Raw genomic sequence first — 18928 nt, 5'->3', positions numbered from 1 at the left:
CCTCGAAGCCCCGGGCGTCAGCCCTTGGGGGCCAGCACCATCATCATCTGGCGGCCTTCGAGCTTGGGCTCGGCCTCCACCTTGGAGATTTCGGCCGTCTCCTCGCGCACGCGGTTCAAGAGCTTCATGCCGAGCTCCTGGTGCGCCATCTCGCGGCCACGGAAGCGCAACGTCACCTTGACCTTGTCGCCCTCGTCGAAGAAGCGCCGGACGGCCTTCATCTTCGTCTCGTAGTCGTGATCGTCGATGTTGGGACGCATCTTGATCTCTTTGACCTCGATGGTCTTCTGGCGCCTGCGCGCCTCGGCGGCCTTCTTCTGGCCCTCATATTTGAGCTTACCGAGATCGAGGATCTTGCAGACGGGCGGATTGGCGGTCGGCACGATCTCCACGAGATCGAGACCGGCTTCCTCGGCCAGCGCCATGGCCTCCTGGGTCGGAACCTGGCCGCGATTCTGGCCGTCAGCGTCGATCAGTTGGACGGCGGGAACCCGGATGTCCCGGTTGGAGCGCGGCCCTTCCTTCTGGGCCGGCGGCGCGCGAAATGGTCTGCGAATGGTCGTTGTCTCCTGAAGTTGACGACACAGATTCCGGTGCGGAAAAAGCCCTGCGGCTCCTGCCAATCCGGCTTCGGGCACACGTTTACGCGCGCGTCGCGATGACCGGCAAATGCGCATATAGCACGCTCGGCATGCGAATTCACGTCGCACTGCGGCGATTTTGTCGATACGGCGCTGAAATGAAGGCATGACGGAAGAGAAACACGCGAAAGGAACGACCAGCCGATGACGGAACAGCCCCCCTCCTTCCACGAGGTCTCCATCGCCGGCGCGCCGCGGCGTCTCGCCTTCCTCAAGGTGGAGGGAGAGGGGCCGACGATCGTCTGGCTCGGCGGCTACCGCTCCGACATGCGCGGCACCAAGGCCGAGCGGCTGAGCGAGATGGCGCGCGGTGCGGGATGGAGCTTCCTGCGGCTCGACTATTCGGGCCACGGCGAATCGGACGGGCGTTTCGAGGACGGGACGATCACGGGGTGGACGGCCGAGGCGAGGGCCGTGATCGAGGCGCAGACGAGCGGCGCGCTCATCCTCGTCGGCTCGTCCATGGGCGCGTGGATCGCGTTGCGGCTGGCGCGTGAGCTGGAGGCGGGCCGCGTGGCGTCGCTCCTGCTGCTCGCGCCTGCGCCCGACTTCACCAGCCGCCTCGTCGAGCCTTCGCTGACGGGGCCGGAATGCGTGGCGCTGGAACGTGACGGCTTCATCGCGCGCCCCTCCGACTACGGACCGGAGCCGACAGTCTACACGCAGGGCCTTCTCGACGACGGCTGCCGGGCGGCGGTGATGGACGGGCCCATCGATACCGGCTGCCCGGTGCGCATCATCCAGGGCATGGCAGACCCGGACGTGCCCTACGACCACGCGCTGGAGCTCGTTTCGCACCTGCCCGGCGAGGGCGTCGTCCTTACGCTTGTCGCCGATGGCGACCACCGCCTCGCGCGCGAGGAGGATCTGGCGCGCATGGAGAGCGCCGTGTCCGACCTCGTTCGCGACGCGCGACAGGCCTGAACCAACGCAAAGCAAAGCCGGAAAAGACACATGCCTCATCCCGCCATCGCACCCGAGCGGACCGCCGTCATCACCGGCGCAGCCTCCGGCATCGGCCTTGCCGCCGCGAAAGCCTTCGTGCGCGCCGGCATGAAGGTCGCCATCGTGGACCGCACCATGGAGGGGCTGGCCAGCGCCCGTGACGAGCTGGCCGCGCTCGCCGGTTCCGACGAGCGGGTCGTGGCGGCCGCCTGCGACGTCACCGACCGGCAGGGCATGGAGCGCACGGCGGCCCATGTCGGTCGCACGCTCGGGCCGGTTCATGTGCTGATGAACAATGCCGGCATCCAGCCCGGTTCCTCGATCTTCGGCGAGCAGGCGCAGTGGGACGCCGTTCTCTCGGTCAATCTGGGCGGCGTCATCACCGGCACGCGCGTCTTCGGCCCGGCGATGATGGCCCATGGCGAGCCGGGGCTCATCCTCAACACCGGCTCCAAGCAGGGCATCACCACGCCGCCGGGCGATCCGGCCTACAATGTCTCCAAGGCGGGCGTGAAGGCTTTCACCGAGGCGCTGGCGCACGAGTTGCGCACGCGCGAGGGCTGCCGTGTCGGCGCCGCGCTCCTCATTCCCGGCTTCGTCTTCACCGGGCTCACCGCGCGGGGGCGGCAGGAGAAGCCGGAAGGGGCGTGGACGCCGGAGGAGACGGTGGCCTTCATGCTGGAGCGGCTGGAAGCGGGCGATTTCTACATACTGTGCCCCGACGGAGAGGTGAGCCGGAACATGGACGAGAAGCGCATCGCCTGGGCTGCCGGCGACATCGTCCACAACCGGCCGCCGCTCTCGCGCTGGCACCCGGACCATGCGCAGGCCTTCCGGGACTTCGCCGCGCGCGAGGACTGACGCTCAGCTCGTCCACAGGAGGCGGGCCGCCAGCGCGAGGCAGACGGTGACGAGAAGCGGGCGGATGAGGGCCGCGCCGAAGCGCATGGCCGATGCCGCGCCGAGCTGGGCGCCGGCGAACTGCGCCAACCCCATGGCCAGCCCGAGGGACCAGTGCACCGAGCCGAAGGCGGCGAAGACGAGAAAGGCCCCGACATTGGAGGCGAAGTTGAGCAGCTTCGTGTGCGCGGTCGCTTTCAGCACGCCGTAGCCGGCAAGGCCGACGAAGGCGAGCATGAAGAAGGAGCCGGCGCCGGGCCCGAAGACGCCGTCGTAGAAGCCGATCGCCGGCACCACGAGGAGCGCGAACAGGAAGGGCGTCAGGCGCCTTTCGCGGTCGATGTCGGAGATGCCCGGCTTCAGGGCGAAATAGATGGCGATGCCGATCAGCAGGAACGGCAGGATCGCGGCGAGGAGGTCTCCCGGCACATATTGCGCCAGAAGCGCGCCGAGCGCCGCCCCGCCGGCCGACAAGGCCATGGCGGGCAGCACTTCGCGCGGGCCCACATGCCCCTTCCGCACAAAGGCGATGGAGGCCGAGCCGCTGCCGAACAGGGCCTGGAGCTTGGCCGTGCCCAGCGCCGACACCGGGTCGAGGCCGGCCAGCAGGAGGGAGGGGATGATGATCATTCCACCGCCGCCGGCAATGGCGTCCATGTAGCCGGCGGCAAAGGCAGCGCCGACGAGAAGGACGATGACGAGTTCGGGGGACATGATGGGGCCGCTCGTTGCGGGAAGGGCGCCCGGCTGTAACGCGCGCCGCCGGCTTTGAGAAGGGCGCGGCGGCCGATTTGCCTGCCGGCCCCTTCGCGCCTATGACGCGCACACGCCCGCCATGCCAATTCCTGGAAGTGTCCCGATGTCCGCCACCGGCCTGCCCTTCGACGATATCCGCGCCCTTCTTGCCCGGATGGAGGGGCCGGACCGTTCCGCGCTCCACGCCAAGCGCCATCGCGAGGCGGAACTGGTCAAGCCCGCGGGCTCGCTCGGGCGCATCGAGGATCTTTCGGACTGGCTCTCGGCCTGGCAGGGGCGCGCGCCGGCCGTGCGGCGGCCGGTGGTGGCGATCTTCGCGGGCACCCACGGCGTGGCCGCGCGCGGCGTTTCGGCCTACCCGTCGGAAGTGACGCGTCAGATGGTGGAGACCTTCGCGGCGGGGGGCGCGGCGATCAACCAGATCTGCGCCGCCTACGATCTGGGCCTCAAGGTGTTCGACCTCGCGCTGGACTTTCCCACGCAGGATTTCACGACGGGAGCCGCGCTGGACGAAAAGGCCTGCGCCGCCACCATGGCCTTCGGCATGGAGTGCCTGGAGGGCAGCCCGGACCTTCTGTGCCTGGGCGAGATGGGCATCGGCAACACGACCTCGGCGGCGGCCGTTCTCGCCGCGCTGTTCAACGGGGCCGCGAGCGAATGGGTCGGCCCCGGCACGGGGCTGGACGCACAGGGCGTGGCGCGCAAGACGGCCGTGGTGGAGGAGGCGCTGGCGCTGCATCGCGCTCATCTGGCCGATCCGCTGGAGGTGTTGCGCCGGCTGGGTGGGCGCGAGATGGCGGCCATCGCGGGCGCCATCCTGGCCGCGCGGCTCCAGCGCGTGCCGGTGATTCTCGATGGCTTCGCCACCACCGCGGCGGCCGCGGTTCTCTTCAAGCTCGATGAAACGGCGCTGGACCACTGCCTCTTCGCCCATGTGTCCGCCGAGCCGGGGCACCGGCAGGCGCTGGAGCGCCTCGGCAAGGTGCCGCTCCTGGCGCTGGGCATGAGGCTGGGGGAGGGCACCGGGGCCGCCCTCGCGGCCGGTATCGTTAAGGCCGCCGCGGCCGTGCATTCGGGCATGGCGACCTTCGAGCAGACCGGGGTTTCGAAGAAGCTTTAGCGCTCTTCCCCGGAGGCCGGGCCCGCATCGAAATTCAGGAACAGGGCCCAGACGCCGTAGGCGGCGATCAAAAGCGTCAGGACGCCCCAGAACGTCTGATCATTGTACCATTCGATAGCGGACCAGGCCAGGCAGAAGGCCACCACCAGCACGCGCCGCCAGAGCGGGCGGAAGAAGGGATGGGAAGAATCGTTGCGCATGGCCTATCTCCTGGCCGGCGCTTGCCCGAGAGGCATGGCGGGGGTGCCGGCCGCCATGCGCTCGGCGGGCTGGGAGCGCGGCTTGCGCGAGGCCACGCGCCACCAATCGAGATAGGCGGCCAGCGCGACTTGCAGAAGCAGTCCGCCGCCGACCAGGGCGGTGTCGAGCAGAAAGCCGGGCTCGCGCACGAAGCGCACGACCTGCGCGCTGAGCGAGAGCATGGTGCCGAGGGCGAAGACCGGCAGGCTATGCCGGCCCATCGCCGCCAGCGGATTCTCGCGCGAGACACGTAGCGAGGGCAGGAAGCGCGGCAGATAGGCGAAGACATAGACCAGCGCCAGAAGATGCAGGACCCGGGGGAGGGTGGCGAAGGTCTTGTCGATATCCTTGATGAGGAAGTGGAACGGCAGCGACGTCTGCCAGTGCCAGAGCGCGTTCACCGTCACGTGGAGCGAATAGGCCAGGAAGGCCAGCGCGGCCGCGAAGACCCAGGGCCGATAGGCGATCGCCGCCTTGCCCTCCATCTTCATCAGGCCGCAATAAAGCCCGGCGGCGAAGATCACCTGCCAGGCGAAGGGATTGAAGAACCAGCCGCCGGGATTGGGATAGTTCGGCATGTTGAGCCGCCAGACCCCGCACGCGATCCAGAAGGCCACCGAGGCGGCCATCATGGCGCGCGCGCCGAAGGCGCGCAGGATGAGGAGGAGCGCGGGCAGGAAGACCAGCAGCACCATGTACATCGGCAGGATGTTCACATAGCCGAACTGGTGGCCAAGGGTGGCAAGGCCCAAGAGCGTGTCGAGCGTGCGCGTCAGGAGATGGCCGAGACCCAGATGGTTGATGAGCGCACCCTCGCCAAAGGCCATCGCGGCCCAGACGAAAAGGCCGATCGTGGCCATGGTGAGCGCCATGTGCACGAGATAGAGGACGCCCGCCCGCCGCAGCGCCCGGATGCTGGCCACCAGCGGATTACCCGCCAGAAACGGCCGCCCATAGGCGTAGGCCGAGGCGAAGCCCGCCAGGAAGACGAAGAGCTCGGCCGAATCGGAAAAGCCGAAATTGCGCGAGGTGAACCGCTCGTACAGGACGCCGGGGATGTGATTGACGAAGATCATCGCCAGGGCGATACCCCGATAGAAATCAATGCGATGGTCGCGCACGGGCGCAACCGGAGCGGTCCTCGCTTGTGTCATCGGTTCGTTTCGTCGTCAGGCCTTGCCGGCCGAGAGGGCCGGCGCCGGCGTTGGCGTCCCAGCCTTCATATCGGGCGTTTGCGCTGGTCCGGCAAGCTTTTCGTGCCAGGCCTGCGCCGCGCGGATCACCGGCTCGGGCTTCAGCTCGAAGGGCGTGACGAAGATTTTCAGCCGCCGCGCCAGCGCGCCGAGCGCCGGGCTGCCCGTGAGCGTGATGAACAGGGGCGCGATGAGCAGCGGCAGCGCAATGGGCAGAACCCACAGGAAAAGCTGGAACGCATAGAACCATGTCGTCGCCAGCAGCGCTGCGCCGACGAAGACCATCCACCACGAACTGGCGAAGGCGGCCGAGAAGGGCAGGCTCTCGTCGTCCCGGTCCGTGGAGGGCCATCCCGAATCGGTGCCGATGAGGATTTCGGCGACCGCCTTCGACTGGAACAGCATCATGATCGGAGCCAGCGCGCTCGTCATGATCAACTCGCATGTCGCGCCGAACAGAACGGCGGCGCCGCCTCCGAATCGATGCTGGCGCTCCGAGAAGGCGGTGCGAAAGGCGATAAGCGTCTTGGGCAGGAGAAGCAGCAGGAAGATGCCGATGAGCAGCGTCAGCGCCGTGGTCGTCTCCGGCCGGGGAAAGACGGGAAACAGCGAATCGGCCGGGAAGTAGTTCGGCGCGGGCGCAAGGACCGGGTCGAGCAGGCTGACCACCAGGAAAGCGAGCCAGATGGGCGAGGCGGCATAGGCCATGATGCCCGAGACCATCGCCACCCGGCTCCAGAAGCTGATGTTGGGCGCGGTGATGAGCCGGCCGTGCTGGAGGTTGCCCTGGCACCAGCGGCGGTCGCGCTTGGCGTATTCGATGAGGTTGGACGGCGCTTCCTCGTAGGAGCCCTCCAGGTCCGGGTCGACGCGCACCTTCCAGCCGGCACGCGCGAGCAGCGCGGCTTCCACGAAGTCGTGGCTGAGGATGTGACCGCCGAAGGGCGGCGGGCCGGAAAGGTCCGGCAGACCACAGGCACCGGCGAAGGCACGCACCCGGATGATGGCGTTGTGGCCCCAGAACGGGCCCTCGCGCCCCTGGAGGGCCGCGATTCCGCGAGAGAAGAAGGGAGAATACAGTGCGGCGGAGAATTGCAGCGCGCGGCCGAAGAGCGTGTGCCGGCCGATGATCAGCGGCTGGGTCTGGAGCAAGGCGAGCTCGGGGTCGTCGTCCATGCGTGCGACCATCTCGACCATGGTGGCCGGACGCATCAGGCTGTCGGCGTCCAGCACCAGCATATAATCGTAGGCTCCGCCCGACTTGGTGACGAAGTCGGCGATGTTGCCGGCCTTGCGGCCGACATTGTTGGCCCGGTGGCGGTAGTAGAGATGCGCGCCGGCTTCGAGCTCGGCCACGACGCGGAAGACGGCGGCCCGCTCGGCCCTCACCTTCTCCGGCTTGGTCGAATCGCTGAGCACGTGGAAATCGAACCGGTCCAGCCGCCGGGTGGCCTGCAGGCCCTCGATCATGGCTGCCACGCGCGCCATCACCGCGTCCGCATCCTCGTTGTAGACCGGCATGAGCACGGCGGTGCGGCTGTTGCTGGTGAAGCCGCGCACGGAGGCCAGCGGCGGGCGGCGCCACAGGATGCCCACGGCCGCCGTGTTGAACCCCCAGGCGAGCCAGACGCAGCAGACGATGAGCAGCCCGACCTGGATGAAATGCAGCCAGGTGGCGCCGTTCACCGTGATGACGGTGGCGAAGAGAACGCCGGCGAGCACGGCGAGAAGGAAGGCCACGACCGCAAAGCAGAACCGGTACACAGAAATCACGTTCGAAACCGCCTGGGCAGAAGGAAAGACGCCGTTCTCGCGGCGATCATCGCACTTCGATTGCGGCAGATCAAAGGATCGTGAATGAAGCACGACCCTGATTTGCCTGTTGTCAGCCCGCCTCGTGCGAGGGCGGACCGCCCGCGCGCAGATGCGAGCGCAGGATCGGCTGCACCGGCATGTCCAGCCCCGCGCGCGGCGGGGGCAGAAGCAGCTTTCGCAGGAAGGTCAGGGCCTTGCGCTTGCGCAACCGGGCGGCTTCCAGGACGATTTCCGGCTCCGGCCCGGTGCGCCCGTCGAAGGCGAGCCTCTCCAGAATCGCTGCCTTCACCTCCTCGTCGGACAGGTCCGGCCGGCCGACCAGCGCGCCCGCGCTCGGCAGGGGCTCGGCGGCCCGGCCGCTGGGAGTCGGCGCGAGGCTCATGGCTGTCCCGTCCACTGGTAGAGCCATGTTTCGGAGATCGCCAGGCCGTTATAGGTGAGCTTGGCGCGCAGTTCGGCCGGGCGGGCTTCCAGCCGGCGCAGGTCCAGCGAGAGGCGCCAGCCGCCGTCCGGCAGGCGCGCCAAGCCCGTGTGCACCGCCTCCACATTGTCCGCCAGGTCGATCACCGGTTCGATGGTGGCGCCCTCTGGCATCTTCGCGGCCGGGCCGCCGCTGAAATTGATCTCGAATCGCCACAGGCCGTTGTCGCTCGAATCGGCCGCGTTGCCGCCCATCCCGGCGAATGTGCCGGAGACGACGGCCGTTTCGTCCGCCATCTCGCTCAGCACGCCCCAGCGCATGCGGTAGCGGAACTCGAAGGCGCTTCCCGCTTCGGGGCGCTCCTCGGGCACCCAGAAGGCGACGATATTGTCGTTGGCCTCCGTCGCGGTCGGGATCTCGACGAGCTGGACGACGCCGCGCCCCCAGTCCCTCGCCGGCTCGATCATCAGCGAAGGCCGCGCCTCGTAGCGGGCCTCGATGTCCTGGTAGCTGGCGAAGGCGCGGTCGCGCTGGAGAAGGCCGAAGCGCCGGGGCGAGGTTTCCGAGAAGTAGCTCAGCGCCAGCTCGTCCGGATTCTTCAGGGGGCGCCAGAGGCGGTCGCCATTGGCGCGCTCGATGAACAGCCCGTCGCTGTCGTGCACCTCGGGCCGGAAGTCCGGGCGGGGATGAGGATCGTTCTCCCCGAAGAAATACATGCTGGTGAGCGGGGCCACCCCCAGCCGCTCGACGCTCTGGCGGAAATAGAGCCGCTTGACGACGTCGATCACCGTGTGCGCCCCCGGCCGGAGCGTGAAGGCGTAGGCGCCTGTCAGGCTGGGGCTGTCGAGCTCGGCGTAGAAGACGAGTTCCTGCGCATCGGGCGCCGGGCGCACGATGTAGAAGGCCGAGAAGCGCGGGAACTCCTCCGTCGTGCCCGTCGCGGTGTTCAGCGCAAGGCCGCGTGCCGACAGGCCATAGCGGTTGTCGCGCCCGAGTGCGCGGAAATAGCTGGCGCCGAGGAAGGACGTGACCTCGTCGAAGCGATCCGGCCGGTCGATGGGCGAGGTGACGCGGAAGCCCGCGACGCCCGGTAACTGCAAGCCTTCGAAGGCCGCGGGGTCGAGCGGCCCGAGGAACTCGAAATCGGCGCCGGTGAAGGCGAGCGGCGTGAAGCTCGTGCCATCTCCCACATGCAGGCGCGTGGTCGCCTGGTAGATGAAGCCGGGAAAGAAAGGCTGAAGCTGGAACTGCCCCGGCTCATTCGCCCAGACGGTGTTCTCGCGCCGGAACAGGACGCGGCGATAGCCATCGTAATCGAGATCGCTGACGATATCCGGCAGGTCTTCCGGCGGCGGCTCGTAGGGCAGGGCGGCGCGATTGCGCATGGCGGCCGAAAGCGCGTCGAAGGAGAAGTTCGACAGATCGACCGACGTGGCGAGGCCATCATCGGGGGCGGCGGGCGCGGGCGGCTGCGCCGCTCCTTCCTGCGCTTGCGCATCGAGCGCCAGCGTTGCGGCCAGGACACCGCCCAGGCCAAGTTTCATCGCGTGTCGACGCGTCGGTCGGTACATGCTGCTCCAAACGGTCATGTTCGTGGGTGCATCCGTGATGGGCGCGAACATACGCAATCGCGCGTGTTCTGCCTAGATTGCGTTGCAACATGAATAATTTGGAGAATGTTGGGCCGGTTTTCAGCGCAGCCGGCGAAGGCGCGTGGCCAGAAGCGTGTCGACCTGGGCGAGCGCGCCGATCAGCTCGCGGCGGTTGCCATCGGGAATCGTCGCGACGAGCTCGGTCTCCAGCCGCTCCCACAGGGCGAGGACGGCCGTGCGGACGGTGGCGCCCTCCTCGGTGAGCAGCACCATGGTGCGCCGCGCGTCGCCGCTGGAGGTGGTGCGCAGGACGAGCTTCTTCTCGATCAGCCGGTCGAGCATCTTCGACACGGTCGAGGGCCGCACGGCAAGCTGGTCGGCCAGCGCCGACACGCTGACCGCCTGGCCCGCCGTCAGGCGGTGCAGAAGCTGGTCCTGGCCCGGGTGCAGGCCGATCTCTGCCAGGAGCAGCGCCAGGAAGGCGCGCGTGGATTTCGAAATGGTGAGAAGCAGCGGCACAACGCCGCCAGTCTGCACCGGGGAGGGAAAATCGCGGGACGGCGTCAGCTCGTTCATCGCCGTTCTATGCCAAAGATCGGGGCGCGCGACTTTAAACTCTTTTATAAGCGACGAAATTCAAGTCGCGGCTGTTCAAGCCTTCTTTCGCCGCGCTCTCGCGCCGCAGAGAGCGATTCCGGCGCGTGGACCGACAGGCGAAGAGGGCGAAAAGGGGGTGTGCGAGACCGGATGATCGCGGCCCGCTGACACCAGCCTTGGGAGGATACCGCGGCAGGCGGCGACCTCAAGACAGGGTCGACCACCAGCGAGCTGCAATGCAAAGCTGAATTCCGAGGGAAGATCGAATGGTGGAGCTGAGCGGGATCGAACCGCTGACCTCGTCATTGCGAACGACGCGCTCTCCCAACTGAGCTACAGCCCCGTCCACCTTTCGAGGCCGCTTCTAGGCGGGGTGCGGGACGCTGTCAAGCGGTGTTCCGGCTGTCTCGCTTGCGCGCGGCCGCCCCCGCCGCTACACGTCGAAACCTCTCGCGAACGGCTCGAAAGCGGACATGCTCGCCCTCATCCAGGTCATTCTTATCGTCCTCGACATCCTCTGGTGGCTCGTCATCGCCTCGGCGGTGCTGTCGTGGCTCTACGCCTTCAACATCGTCAACCCGCGAAACCAGTTCGTCGGTGCGATCGGCGAGTTTCTCTATCGCATCACCGAGCCGGTCTACCGGCCGATTCGGCGCATCCTGCCCAATTTCGGCGGGATCGATCTTTCGCCGCTGGTCGTGCTTCTGCTGATCGTCTTCCTCCAGCAGTTCATCCTGATCTATGTGGCGCCGGCGGTGATGCGCGCCGGCATCTGAAGCGCCTTGGCCGGCCTCGTCCTCTCGGTGCGGCTGACGCCGAAGGCTGCGCAGGATCGGCTGGACTGCGCTTCGCTTGAGGAGGGCGGCGCCTGGCGCCTCAAGGCGCGCGTGCGCGCGGTGCCCGAGGACGGCAAGGCGAATGCGGCGCTCGTGCGCCTCATCGCCGAGGAGCTGGGCGTGCCGAAAAGCGCGGTCGGGCTCGATGCAGGCTCGCGCTCGCGCGAGAAGCGCGTTCGGATCGAGACCACGCCGGACAGGCTCGAACATGCGCTCGAACGCCTTCGTCGCCTTTCATCCGCCGAGGAGAGGGAGCCCATGCGGCGGCGCTGAGCGCTTCGCAGGGAGATGGGCCAAGGCGTTCGGCCCTGCCCGATAAACGAGGAAGCCCGCCGGTGAGGCGGGCTTCTTCCGGCCGGTCAGCCCTTCTGCTTGGCGTCGTGGCGCTCGACGGCCTCTCGGATCAGCGCCTTGGCCTTCGCGGCATCGCCCCAGCCGCCGATCTTCACCCATTTGCCTTCCTCGAGATCCTTGTAATGCTCGAAGAAGTGCTCGATCTGCTTGCAGGTGATCTCGGGCAGGTCTGTGTAGTTCTGCACGGAATCGTAGCGCTTGGTCATCTTGCTGGAGGGAACGGCGATGACCTTCTCGTCCTGGCCCTTGTCGTCCTCCATCACGAGGACGCCCACGGGCCGGCAATTGATCACGCAGCCGGGCACCAGCGGGCGGGTGGAGGCGATGAGGACGTCGATGGGGTCGCCGTCGTCGGAGAGCGTATGGGGCACGAAGCCGTAATTGCCCGGATAGACCATGGGCGTGAAGAGGAAGCGGTCCACGAACAGGGCGCCGGATTCCTTGTCCATCTCGTACTTGATCGGATGGCCGCCCACCGCCACCTCGACGATGACGTTGATATCGTCCGGGGCGTTGCGGCCGCGGGGGATGGCGTCGATGCGCATGGCGTTTCCTCGGATTGCTGATCCAGAATTGGCCGGGTGCTTAGCCGCTTGCGGCGAGGCTGGCAACAGAGGCCGCTACCGGACGTTGGGCCAGAGAAAGGCGATCTTGCGCAAGATCACATCCTCGAAACGCTCCGTGCCGGCCGCGATGTCCGTGCCGCCGAGCGCCCGGTAGAACTCCACCGCCCGCTCGTTCTCCTCCAGCGCCCAGACGGCCAGCCCGTGCAGCCCGCGCGAGGCGAGGAGCTGCCGCGCGGCCTCGAAGAGATGGCGCCCCAGGCCGCTGCCCTGGAATTCCGGCTTGAGGTAGAGCTCGTAGATCTCGCCTCCGGCCAGGAGGGCTGGGGTGCGGTTGCGGCCGAGCGTGGCGTAGCCGGCGATCTCGTCGCCGAATTCCAGGACGAGAACGGCCGAGCGCCGCTCGATCGCCTTGCGCCACCAGTCCGGCCCGCGCCGCGTGATCATGGCGGAGAGGGAGCGCCGGGGCAGGATGCCGGTATAGGCTCCGCGCCATGCCGCCTCATACGCCTGTGAAAGAGGGGCGGCGTCGTTCGGGGTGGCGTATCGAACCTCTGCGGCAATCGTCTTCATGCGCCGTTAACCATGATCGGCGCCCGTGCGATCCCGCCGGCGGGCGAAATCGTTTCGAGAAGGGCGGGTTCATGGGTCACTCCCCTTCCATAAACGAGGCGGGCGGAGAATGAATCCCCCGCCCGCCGCTTATCCCCGGCTTTGAGCCCGCTTACGCCAGATCGCGCTTGGCCAGCGTGCGCAGGCGAAGGGCGTTCAGCCGGATGAAGCCGGCCGCGTCCTTCTGGTCGTAGGCGCCGTGGTCGTCCTCGAAGGTGACGAGCGCGTCGGAATAGAGGGATTTGGCCGAGGCGCGGCCGGTGACGATGACGTTGCCCTTGTAGAGCTTGAGCGTGACCGTGCCCTCGACGTGGGTCTGGCTCTGGTCGATGGCCGCCTGGAGCATCAGGCGCTCGGGGCTGAACCAGAAGCCGTTGTAGATCAGCTCGGCATAGCGCGGCATCAGCTCGTCCTTCAGATGCGCCGCGCCGCGATCCAGCGTGATCGATTCGATCGCGCGGTGCGCCGCCAGAAGGATGGTGCCGCCCGGCGTCTCGTAGATGCCGCGCGACTTCATGCCGACGAAGCGGTTTTCCACGAGGTCGAGACGGCCGATGCCGTTATCGCGCCCCAGATCGTTGAGCGCGGCCAGAAGTTCGTGCGGCTTCAGGGCCTTGCCGTTCAGCGAGACGGGATCGCCCTTCTCGAAGCCGATCTCGATCGTGGTGGCCACGTCCGGCGCCTCTTCGGGCGAGACGGTGCGCTGGAAGACGTAGGGCGGGGGCGCCACGGCGGGGTCCTCCAGCACCTTTCCTTCCGAGGAGGAGTGCAGGAGATTGGCGTCGACGGAGAAGGGTGCCTCGCCGCGCTTGTCCTTGGCCACCTGGATCTGGTGCTTCTCGGCGAAGTCCAGCAGATCCGTGCGCGACTTGAAGCTCCATTCGCGCCAGGGCGCGATGACCTTGATGTCCGGGTTCAGCGCGTAGGCCGAAAGCTCGAAGCGAACCTGGTCGTTGCCCTTGCCGGTCGCCCCGTGGGCGATGGCGTCGGCGCCCGTCTCGCGGGCGATCTCCACCAGGCGCTTGGAGATGAGCGGGCGGGCGATGGAGGTGCCGAGAAGATAGGTGCCCTCGTAGACGGCGTTGGCCCGGAACATGGGGAAGACGAAGTCGCGGCAGAACTCCTCGCGCACGTCCTCGATATAGATGTCGCGAATGCCCATCATCTCGGCCTTGCGGCGCGCGGGCTCCAGCTCCTCGCCCTGGCCGAGATCGGCGGTGAAGGTCACCACCTCGGCGCCCAGCTCCGTCTGGAGCCATTTCAGGATGATCGAGGTGTCGAGGCCGCCCGAATAGGCGAGAACGACCTTCTTGACGTCGCGGGGGAGGGCCATCGTGCGGGAAACTCCATGAAGGCGAGGGGTTTTGAGCGCTCTACAGGAGAAGTTTGCGGGAAGGAACACCGTAAAACCGGGTGGCGGGCCATCGCCGGAGGGCGTATGAGCATCGTGCCCCATTCGCGAAGGCCTTGCCCATGACCTTCATGCCCGACATCGCAGCTCTCTTCGCCTTCACGCTGGCGGCACTGGTCCTCACCGTCACGCCCGGGCCGGACATGACGCTGTTCCTCGGCCGCACGCTGGCGCAGGGGAGGGCGGCCGGCGTGGCGGTGATGCTGGGCGCCTCGACCGGCATCCTCGTACACACGACACTTGCCGCCGTGGGGCTCTCGGCGCTGATCGCCGCTTCCCCGCAGGCCTTCATGGCGCTGCGCATCGGCGGGGCCGCCTATCTGGCATGGCTCGCCTATCAGGCGATCCGCTACGGATCGTCCTTCTCGGTCGAAAAGGCACAGGGGCGCAAGCGGTCCCTCTGGGGCGAATGGGCGCGCGGGGTCAGCGTCAACCTCCTCAACCCCAAGGTCATCCTCTTCAACGTGACCTTCATGCCGCAATTCGTTTCGGTTGCCGATCCTCATGCGTGGCAGAAGCTCTTCTTCTTCGGCTTCTACTTCCTCGTGCTGTCCATGCCGATCTGCTTCGCCATGATCCTGGGCGCGGAGCGCGTGGCCAGCCTGCTCAGGCGCCGCCCGGCCATCGCGCGCGGCATCGACTACGTCTTTGCGAGCGTCTTCTCCGGCTTCGCCGTCTCGATCTTCATGACGCGCTAGCGCGCCTCAGGCATAGGCGTAGGGCCCGCCCTTCGCCAGCGCCGCCTTGTAGGCGGGACGGGCGTGGATGCGCGCCAGCCAGTCCTTCAGCGTCCGGCGGTTCGTGTAGTCGAGGCGCGTCGCGCCCGCCTCGACCGGGAAGCTCATCATCACGTCGGCGGCGGTGAACTCGTCGCCCGCGAACCAGCCCGTCGCCGCCAGCGCGCCCTCCCAGTGGTCGAGATGGCGGGTCAGTTCGGGGCCGACCAGCATGGCGTTCACCTTGTCCATCGCCGCCTTCAGGACGGGCCGGGCAAAGAAGGGCGCGCGCGTGGGGATTTGCGACAGGACGAGCTTGAGGAAGAGCGGCGGCATGGCCGAGCCCTCGGCATAATGCAGGAAGTGCTGGTAATCCCAATAGGCCGGGCTGCCGGCCTGCGGGACGAGGCGCCCGCGCGCATGGGTCTCCAGAACATAGGTGACGATCGCGCCGGTCTCGGCAATGGTGAACTCGCCCTCCGTCAGCACCGGCGACTTGCCGAGCGGATGGACCGCCTTCAGCTCGGGCGGGGCCTGAAGCGACTTCAGCCGCTCGTAGCGCTTCACCTCATAGGGAAGCTCCAGCTCCTCCAGAAGCCAGAGCACGCGCTGCGAGCGGGAATTGTTCAGGTGATGGATCGTGATCATCAAGGCGATGTGGCACGGCGGGCGTGCAAGGCAAGCCCGGCGCTACTTTCCGGCCGCCGCGCGCAGGGCCGCCGCCATGCGGTCCTGCCAGCCTGGACCCTCCTCCTGGAACCATTCGACCACGTCGCTGTCGATCCGCAACGTCACGCTCTCGCGCCGGCCGGGCACGGCGGGCGCCTCGCGGGCGCGCTCGACCGGCTTCGTGGTCACGCTCTTGAAGGCGGCCTCCGCGGCATCGCGCGGGTTCATGGGGCGGCGGGCCATGGCGGTTCTCCTGTTCGAGGGGCCGCTCAAGCGGCCGGCTGCCATTCGATGGCCAGTTCCTCACGGAAGGCGAAGCGCTCGAGATGATTGGCGACGACGGTCTCGATAATGCGCAGGCCCGCTTCGTCGGACGCGCTCACATCCAGCGTCAGCGCGTTCTCGCTGGCGGCGAACTCGCCCTTGCGCCCCTCGGGGAAGGGCACGCTGCCATGGTTGGCGTCGAAGGAGACGTCGAACTTGTGCGACCAGTGCTTGCAGAGCTGCTGCAGGTAGCGGCTGGCGTTCGGGGTCTGCACCACGGCGCGGGAGGTCATCATGTCATCTGTCCTTCTGTCGAGGGAGGGGTGGCTGGCCGGGATCGCCGGCGCCAGTGGCCGGCGCTGCGGCCGGCCAGAATCCAGTAGACGAGCATGAAGGCGAGCCCGCCGACGATCAACGCGGTCTGGGTGCCGGAGGCGGCGGCCTCGCCATACCAGGCACGCGATAGCGCAAGACCGCCAGCCAGCCCGGCGCCGAGATGCAGGAGGATGGAGGGCAGGGCGAAGATCTCGGTCAGGACCATGAAGATCGCCCAGGGAACGAGCACGGCGGCGCCGACCATTCCCGCCTGCGCCATGAAGCCGAGGAACAGCTCGATCATCATGACGGGGTCGTCCAGCATGCCGGGAGGCAGGTCGATGAAGGGCCAGAGCAGCGCGGCCGCCGCCGCGAGGCAGCCGGCGACGAAACCGATGGGGATGACGAACAGGAAGCGCAGGACCGCGATCATGCCGGCGTCCTCAATCCGCCCCCGTCAAACCGCGACGGCCGCTTCCAGCGCCAGCCGGTCGCCCTTCTTCATCCGCTCCGATTCGGACTTGAGCTGCCCGCAGGCGGCGAAGATGTCGCGCCCGCGCGGCGTGCGGATCGGAGAAGCGTAGCCGGCGTCGTTCACCAGATCGGCGAAGCGCTCGATCTGGTCCCAGTCGGAGCATTCATAGGCCGTTCCCGGCCAGGGGTTGAACGGGATGAGGTTGATCTTGGCGGGGATGCCCTTGAGCAGCCGCACCAGCTCCCGCGCGTCGGCCAGGCTGTCGTTGACGCCCTTCAGCATCACATATTCGAACGTGATGCGACGGGCGTTGGACAGGCCGGGATAGGACCGGCAGGCCGCCATCAGCTCTTCCAGCGGATATTTCTTGTTGATCGGCACCAGGACGTCGCGCAGCTCGTCCGTCACCGCATGGAGCGAGATGGCGAGCATGACGCCCATCTCCTCGCCCGTCTTCGGGATCATCGGCACCACGCCGGAGGTGGAGAGGGTGATGCGGCGCCTGGAGAGGGACAGCCCGTCGCCGTCGCTCGCCACGGCCAGCGCGCGCTTCACATTGTCGTAATTGTAGAGGGGCTCGCCCATGCCCATCATCACCACGTTGGAGACGAGGCGGCCCTCCGAGGGCACGATGGCGCCGGCCGGCGTATCGGCGGCCGGAAAATCGCCCAGCCGCTCGCGTGCGGTGATGATCTGCCCGACGATCTCGGAGGGCTCCAGATTGCGCACGAGGCGCTGCGTGCCGGTATGGCAGAAGGTGCAGGTCAGCGTGCAGCCGACCTGGGAGGAGACGCACAGCGTGCCGCGCCCCTCCTCGGGAATGTAGACGGTCTCGATCTCCACCGGGCGCCCGGCGCCGCGCGCGGGAAAGCGGAACAGCCACTTGCGGGTGCCGTCGACCGAAATCTGCTCCTCGACGATCTCAGGCCGCCTGATCTCGAAATGCTGCGACAGCGTTTGCCGAAGATCGCGCGAGACATTGGCCATCTGCGAGAAGTCGGACACGCCGCGCACATAGAGCCAGTGCCAGAGCTGGCCGACGCGCATGCGCAGTTGCTTCTGCGGCACGCCGACGGAGGCCAGCGCCTCCCCCAGCTCCTCGCGCGAGAGGCCGAGCAGCGAGCGCTGGGCCAGCGCGGGCGATGCGGGCGCGGAGGGCCTCGGGCGGCTCGCGGGCGTCGTCAGATCGAGGGTCGCGCTCATGGCTTACCGTTTCCGGCTTCCCGGCCTTGTTCTATCGATGTCTTCAACCTTGAATCAGCAGGAGATGCGCCTTTCGGCTCGAAATCGCAAGACTTGCGCTCTTCAAACGCCAAAACGCCGGGCTGGGCCCGGCGTTCGGCAAGCGTTCCGAAGGTTCCTGTCGATCAGCTGCAGTTGCCGATCGACTGCATGGCGGCGGTCACGCCCGCCAGCGAATAGGTGTAGGTGGTGTTGGTGCCGCGCTGGGAGACGGCGCTGACCGTCATGGCGCGGCCGTTGCGCATGGCCGCGACGAGGGCGGGCTCCTGCGAGGCGTCCTCCACCCAGGCCGATTCGCCGCGCGTGAAGAGCGAGAATTTGCGGCCGTCCACGTCCACCGTCACCTGGCTGCCCTCTCGAAGCGGGTAGCCCATCACGACCTGCGGCTCATAGGCGTTCTGGCCGGGCTTCTGCGACACGAGGAAGAAGATGTCGCCGTGGTTGACCGTGGAGGGCTGCATGGCGGTGGGGGTGGACAGGACGTAGCAGACGCGGGAGCCGTCCGACTGGTAGGAATAGGTGCCCCACGCATTGAACTGGTTCATGCGGTTCGGTGTCTGTGCGGCGCTGGCCGCGCTGGAAGCGACGATGATCGCCGCCGCTGCCGTCAGGACTTTGCTCAAGGACATGGGCTCCCCGCTTCGATAGGCTTTGATAGATCGGACGCCGCGTGCGGCCGCAGGCGGCGAAGCGCATTCCCGGAATTTAAATCGAAAGCCCTTTATCGAGAGTAAACTTTTCGATTCAGGGCCGGCGGGACGCTGCCCGCGCGTCCTTCTTGGGACGTGCGGAAAAAGGCGAGAATTTGTCGAAAAGAGGAGAGGTCACGAGGGTTTGTCTTCTTGCGCGAACCACGCCCGCGCCTTCTCGTAATGCCGGGGGCGGATGTCGCGGCGCACGGCGCTGAAGGCGGCCAGAAGCACCGCCGCGTCATCGGTAAAGCCGAGGCCGAGGATGAAGTCGGGCACAACGTCGAACGGCAGCACGAAATAGGCGAGCGCGGCCAGGAGCACGCCGCGCGTGGCGGCCGGGGTCTTGCTGTCGATGGCGCAGTAGTAGGAGGCCGCCACGTCCTCGGAGAAGGGAATCCAGCCTGCGGCGCGCTTGAGCGTGGAGAAGAAGGACCGGCGCACGCGCCCTTCCTGCCTCGCCTGCTCCTCGGGAGAGCCCGGAGCCAGGATTTCGCCGATCCGCTCATTTTGCAGTTCCATCGAAACGCACTCCTTCTCTTGCCGCCGCAGGGCGAGAAGA

At 67.5% G+C, this 18928-nt stretch carries 24 protein-coding genes and 1 tRNA gene; 6 read left to right on the top strand and 19 right to left on the bottom strand.

Going from position 1 to position 18928, the window contains the following annotated elements; genetic code table 11:
• Nucleotides 1-17: 17 nt before the first annotated feature.
• Entirely contained in the window at nucleotides 18-557 is a 540-nt protein-coding gene (infC, locus tag J7654_RS17960; RefSeq protein WP_209740704.1) for a translation initiation factor IF-3, read from the bottom strand.
• Between the two features lie 228 nt (nucleotides 558-785).
• On the opposite strand from infC, the gene J7654_RS17955 reads away from it, so the two are divergent.
• Both J7654_RS17955 and J7654_RS17950 read left to right on the top strand, forming a co-directional pair.
• On the top strand, nucleotides 786-1565 hold the full coding sequence (locus tag J7654_RS17955) for an alpha/beta hydrolase (protein ID WP_209737191.1): 780 nt from the start codon (nucleotides 786-788) through the stop codon (nucleotides 1563-1565).
• A 30-nt stretch (nucleotides 1566-1595) separates the two neighbouring features.
• On the top strand, nucleotides 1596-2447 hold the full coding sequence (locus J7654_RS17950) for an SDR family NAD(P)-dependent oxidoreductase (RefSeq protein WP_209737190.1): 852 nt from the start codon (nucleotides 1596-1598) through the stop codon (nucleotides 2445-2447).
• 3 nt (nucleotides 2448-2450) lie between these two features.
• Here the strand turns inward: J7654_RS17950 and J7654_RS17945 are convergent, their stop codons facing one another.
• The gene (locus J7654_RS17945) at nucleotides 2451-3200 is read right to left on the bottom strand and encodes a TSUP family transporter (RefSeq protein ID WP_209737189.1); all 750 of its coding nucleotides are present in this window, start codon (nucleotides 3198-3200) and stop codon (nucleotides 2451-2453) included.
• Nucleotides 3201-3345: 145 nt separating this feature from the next.
• Between J7654_RS17945 and cobT the strand changes: the two genes are divergently transcribed.
• Nucleotides 3346-4362, top strand: a complete 1017-nt coding sequence (gene cobT, locus J7654_RS17940; RefSeq protein ID WP_209737188.1) for a nicotinate-nucleotide--dimethylbenzimidazole phosphoribosyltransferase — start codon at nucleotides 3346-3348, stop codon at nucleotides 4360-4362.
• Here the strand turns inward: cobT and J7654_RS17935 are convergent.
• The 7 genes from J7654_RS17935 to J7654_RS17905 all read right to left on the bottom strand — a co-directional run bounded on the left by J7654_RS17935 (nucleotide 4359) and on the right by J7654_RS17905 (nucleotide 10563).
• Entirely contained in the window at nucleotides 4359-4562 is a 204-nt protein-coding gene (locus J7654_RS17935; protein ID WP_209737187.1) for a DUF3329 domain-containing protein, read from the bottom strand. The genes cobT and J7654_RS17935 overlap by 4 nt on opposite strands.
• A gap of 3 nt (nucleotides 4563-4565) precedes the next feature.
• The gene (locus J7654_RS17930; protein WP_209737186.1) at nucleotides 4566-5756 is read right to left on the bottom strand and encodes an OpgC family protein; all 1191 of its coding nucleotides are present in this window, start codon (nucleotides 5754-5756) and stop codon (nucleotides 4566-4568) included.
• Nucleotides 5757-5771: 15 nt separating this feature from the next.
• The gene (mdoH, locus tag J7654_RS17925; RefSeq protein ID WP_245195564.1) at nucleotides 5772-7568 is read right to left on the bottom strand and encodes a glucans biosynthesis glucosyltransferase MdoH; all 1797 of its coding nucleotides are present in this window, start codon (nucleotides 7566-7568) and stop codon (nucleotides 5772-5774) included.
• A 112-nt stretch (nucleotides 7569-7680) separates the two neighbouring features.
• Nucleotides 7681-7992: a hypothetical protein gene (locus J7654_RS17920; protein ID WP_209737185.1), complete on the bottom strand. Its 312-nt coding sequence runs from the start codon at nucleotides 7990-7992 to the stop codon at nucleotides 7681-7683.
• A complete protein-coding gene (locus J7654_RS17915) occupies nucleotides 7989-9575 on the bottom strand; it encodes an OpgD/OpgG family glucan biosynthesis protein (protein WP_245195563.1) in 1587 nt (528 codons plus the stop codon). The genes J7654_RS17920 and J7654_RS17915 overlap by 4 nt, the downstream gene beginning before the upstream one ends.
• Before the next feature lie 147 nt (nucleotides 9576-9722).
• The gene (locus J7654_RS17910) at nucleotides 9723-10199 is read right to left on the bottom strand and encodes a MarR family winged helix-turn-helix transcriptional regulator (protein WP_209737184.1); all 477 of its coding nucleotides are present in this window, start codon (nucleotides 10197-10199) and stop codon (nucleotides 9723-9725) included.
• Nucleotides 10200-10487: 288 nt separating this feature from the next.
• Nucleotides 10488-10563, bottom strand: a tRNA-Ala gene (locus J7654_RS17905).
• 130 nt (nucleotides 10564-10693) lie between these two features.
• Between J7654_RS17905 and J7654_RS17900 the strand changes: the two genes are divergently transcribed.
• Complete coding sequence (locus tag J7654_RS17900; protein WP_209737183.1) at nucleotides 10694-10996, top strand: YggT family protein; 303 nt, start codon at nucleotides 10694-10696, stop codon at nucleotides 10994-10996.
• Between the two features lie 6 nt (nucleotides 10997-11002).
• Complete coding sequence (locus tag J7654_RS17895) at nucleotides 11003-11329, top strand: DUF167 domain-containing protein (RefSeq protein WP_209737182.1); 327 nt, start codon at nucleotides 11003-11005, stop codon at nucleotides 11327-11329.
• Between the two features lie 86 nt (nucleotides 11330-11415).
• Here the strand turns inward: J7654_RS17895 and ppa are convergent, their stop codons facing one another.
• From ppa to J7654_RS17880, 3 genes are all read right to left on the bottom strand, one after another.
• Nucleotides 11416-11955 (bottom strand): inorganic diphosphatase, encoded by a 540-nt coding sequence (gene ppa, locus J7654_RS17890; protein ID WP_209737181.1) that lies wholly within the window; start codon nucleotides 11953-11955, stop codon nucleotides 11416-11418.
• 75 nt (nucleotides 11956-12030) lie between these two features.
• Nucleotides 12031-12546 carry a GNAT family N-acetyltransferase gene (locus J7654_RS17885; RefSeq protein WP_209737180.1) on the bottom strand — a complete coding sequence of 172 codons (516 nt, stop codon included), beginning with the start codon at nucleotides 12544-12546 and terminating at the stop codon, nucleotides 12031-12033.
• Between the two features lie 151 nt (nucleotides 12547-12697).
• Nucleotides 12698-13918: an argininosuccinate synthase gene (locus tag J7654_RS17880; RefSeq protein ID WP_209737179.1), complete on the bottom strand. Its 1221-nt coding sequence runs from the start codon at nucleotides 13916-13918 to the stop codon at nucleotides 12698-12700.
• Between the two features lie 140 nt (nucleotides 13919-14058).
• Here J7654_RS17880 and J7654_RS17875 point away from each other — a divergent pair, with 140 nt between their 5' ends.
• Nucleotides 14059-14694 carry a LysE family translocator gene (locus tag J7654_RS17875; protein WP_209737178.1) on the top strand — a complete coding sequence of 212 codons (636 nt, stop codon included), beginning with the start codon at nucleotides 14059-14061 and terminating at the stop codon, nucleotides 14692-14694.
• Nucleotides 14695-14700: 6 nt separating this feature from the next.
• On the opposite strand, the gene J7654_RS17870 is transcribed toward J7654_RS17875, so the two are convergent.
• The 7 genes from J7654_RS17870 to J7654_RS17840 form a co-directional block, all read right to left on the bottom strand.
• Entirely contained in the window at nucleotides 14701-15360 is a 660-nt protein-coding gene (locus tag J7654_RS17870; RefSeq protein ID WP_209737177.1) for a glutathione S-transferase, read from the bottom strand.
• A 42-nt stretch (nucleotides 15361-15402) separates the two neighbouring features.
• Nucleotides 15403-15624 carry a BrnA antitoxin family protein gene (locus J7654_RS17865; protein ID WP_209737176.1) on the bottom strand — a complete coding sequence of 74 codons (222 nt, stop codon included), beginning with the start codon at nucleotides 15622-15624 and terminating at the stop codon, nucleotides 15403-15405.
• A gap of 26 nt (nucleotides 15625-15650) precedes the next feature.
• Nucleotides 15651-15941 carry a DUF2218 domain-containing protein gene (locus tag J7654_RS17860; RefSeq protein WP_209737175.1) on the bottom strand — a complete coding sequence of 97 codons (291 nt, stop codon included), beginning with the start codon at nucleotides 15939-15941 and terminating at the stop codon, nucleotides 15651-15653.
• On the bottom strand, nucleotides 15938-16393 hold the full coding sequence (locus tag J7654_RS17855) for a hypothetical protein (RefSeq protein WP_209737174.1): 456 nt from the start codon (nucleotides 16391-16393) through the stop codon (nucleotides 15938-15940). The genes J7654_RS17860 and J7654_RS17855 overlap by 4 nt, the downstream gene beginning before the upstream one ends.
• 24 nt (nucleotides 16394-16417) lie before the next feature.
• Nucleotides 16418-17638, bottom strand: a complete 1221-nt coding sequence (gene rlmN, locus J7654_RS17850; RefSeq protein WP_209737173.1) for a dual-specificity RNA methyltransferase RlmN — start codon at nucleotides 17636-17638, stop codon at nucleotides 16418-16420.
• A 164-nt stretch (nucleotides 17639-17802) separates the two neighbouring features.
• Complete coding sequence (locus J7654_RS17845; protein WP_209737172.1) at nucleotides 17803-18306, bottom strand: invasion associated locus B family protein; 504 nt, start codon at nucleotides 18304-18306, stop codon at nucleotides 17803-17805.
• Nucleotides 18307-18501: 195 nt separating this feature from the next.
• Nucleotides 18502-18888 carry a YkvA family protein gene (locus tag J7654_RS17840; RefSeq protein WP_377946534.1) on the bottom strand — a complete coding sequence of 129 codons (387 nt, stop codon included), beginning with the start codon at nucleotides 18886-18888 and terminating at the stop codon, nucleotides 18502-18504.
• Between the last annotated feature and the right edge of the window lie 40 nt (nucleotides 18889-18928).

The sequence above is a fragment of the Aureimonas populi genome (assembly GCF_017815515.1).
Lineage (GTDB): Bacteria > Pseudomonadota > Alphaproteobacteria > Rhizobiales > Rhizobiaceae > Aureimonas > Aureimonas populi.
Note: the sequence above shows the minus strand (reverse complement) of the source record. Positions and strands in the feature narration are given on the sequence as shown.

Coding starts and splice junctions, on each gene's coding strand:
- cobT (WP_209737188.1), top strand. CDS start 3,346: ATGTCCGCCACCGGCCTGCCCTTCGACGATATCCGCGCCCTTCTTGCC.
- J7654_RS17865 (WP_209737176.1), bottom strand. CDS start 15,624: ATGGCCCGCCGCCCCATGAACCCGCGCGATGCCGCGGAGGCCGCCTTC.
- J7654_RS17935 (WP_209737187.1), bottom strand. CDS start 4,562: ATGCGCAACGATTCTTCCCATCCCTTCTTCCGCCCGCTCTGGCGGCGC.
- J7654_RS17910 (WP_209737184.1), bottom strand. CDS start 10,199: ATGAACGAGCTGACGCCGTCCCGCGATTTTCCCTCCCCGGTGCAGACT.
- J7654_RS17860 (WP_209737175.1), bottom strand. CDS start 15,941: ATGATGACCTCCCGCGCCGTGGTGCAGACCCCGAACGCCAGCCGCTAC.
- J7654_RS17920 (WP_209737185.1), bottom strand. CDS start 7,992: ATGAGCCTCGCGCCGACTCCCAGCGGCCGGGCCGCCGAGCCCCTGCCG.
- rlmN (WP_209737173.1), bottom strand. CDS start 17,638: ATGAGCGCGACCCTCGATCTGACGACGCCCGCGAGCCGCCCGAGGCCC.
- J7654_RS17880 (WP_209737179.1), bottom strand. CDS start 13,918: ATGGCCCTCCCCCGCGACGTCAAGAAGGTCGTTCTCGCCTATTCGGGC.
- J7654_RS17930 (WP_209737186.1), bottom strand. CDS start 5,756: ATGACACAAGCGAGGACCGCTCCGGTTGCGCCCGTGCGCGACCATCGC.
- J7654_RS17915 (WP_245195563.1), bottom strand. CDS start 9,575: ATGAAACTTGGCCTGGGCGGTGTCCTGGCCGCAACGCTGGCGCTCGAT.
- J7654_RS17945 (WP_209737189.1), bottom strand. CDS start 3,200: ATGTCCCCCGAACTCGTCATCGTCCTTCTCGTCGGCGCTGCCTTTGCC.
- J7654_RS17900 (WP_209737183.1), top strand. CDS start 10,694: ATGCTCGCCCTCATCCAGGTCATTCTTATCGTCCTCGACATCCTCTGG.
- J7654_RS17950 (WP_209737190.1), top strand. CDS start 1,596: ATGCCTCATCCCGCCATCGCACCCGAGCGGACCGCCGTCATCACCGGC.
- J7654_RS17870 (WP_209737177.1), bottom strand. CDS start 15,360: ATGATCACGATCCATCACCTGAACAATTCCCGCTCGCAGCGCGTGCTC.
- J7654_RS17955 (WP_209737191.1), top strand. CDS start 786: ATGACGGAACAGCCCCCCTCCTTCCACGAGGTCTCCATCGCCGGCGCG.
- J7654_RS17855 (WP_209737174.1), bottom strand. CDS start 16,393: ATGATCGCGGTCCTGCGCTTCCTGTTCGTCATCCCCATCGGTTTCGTC.
- J7654_RS17885 (WP_209737180.1), bottom strand. CDS start 12,546: ATGAAGACGATTGCCGCAGAGGTTCGATACGCCACCCCGAACGACGCC.
- ppa (WP_209737181.1), bottom strand. CDS start 11,955: ATGCGCATCGACGCCATCCCCCGCGGCCGCAACGCCCCGGACGATATC.
- J7654_RS17875 (WP_209737178.1), top strand. CDS start 14,059: ATGACCTTCATGCCCGACATCGCAGCTCTCTTCGCCTTCACGCTGGCG.
- J7654_RS17840 (WP_377946534.1), bottom strand. CDS start 18,888: ATGGAACTGCAAAATGAGCGGATCGGCGAAATCCTGGCTCCGGGCTCT.
- J7654_RS17845 (WP_209737172.1), bottom strand. CDS start 18,306: ATGTCCTTGAGCAAAGTCCTGACGGCAGCGGCGGCGATCATCGTCGCT.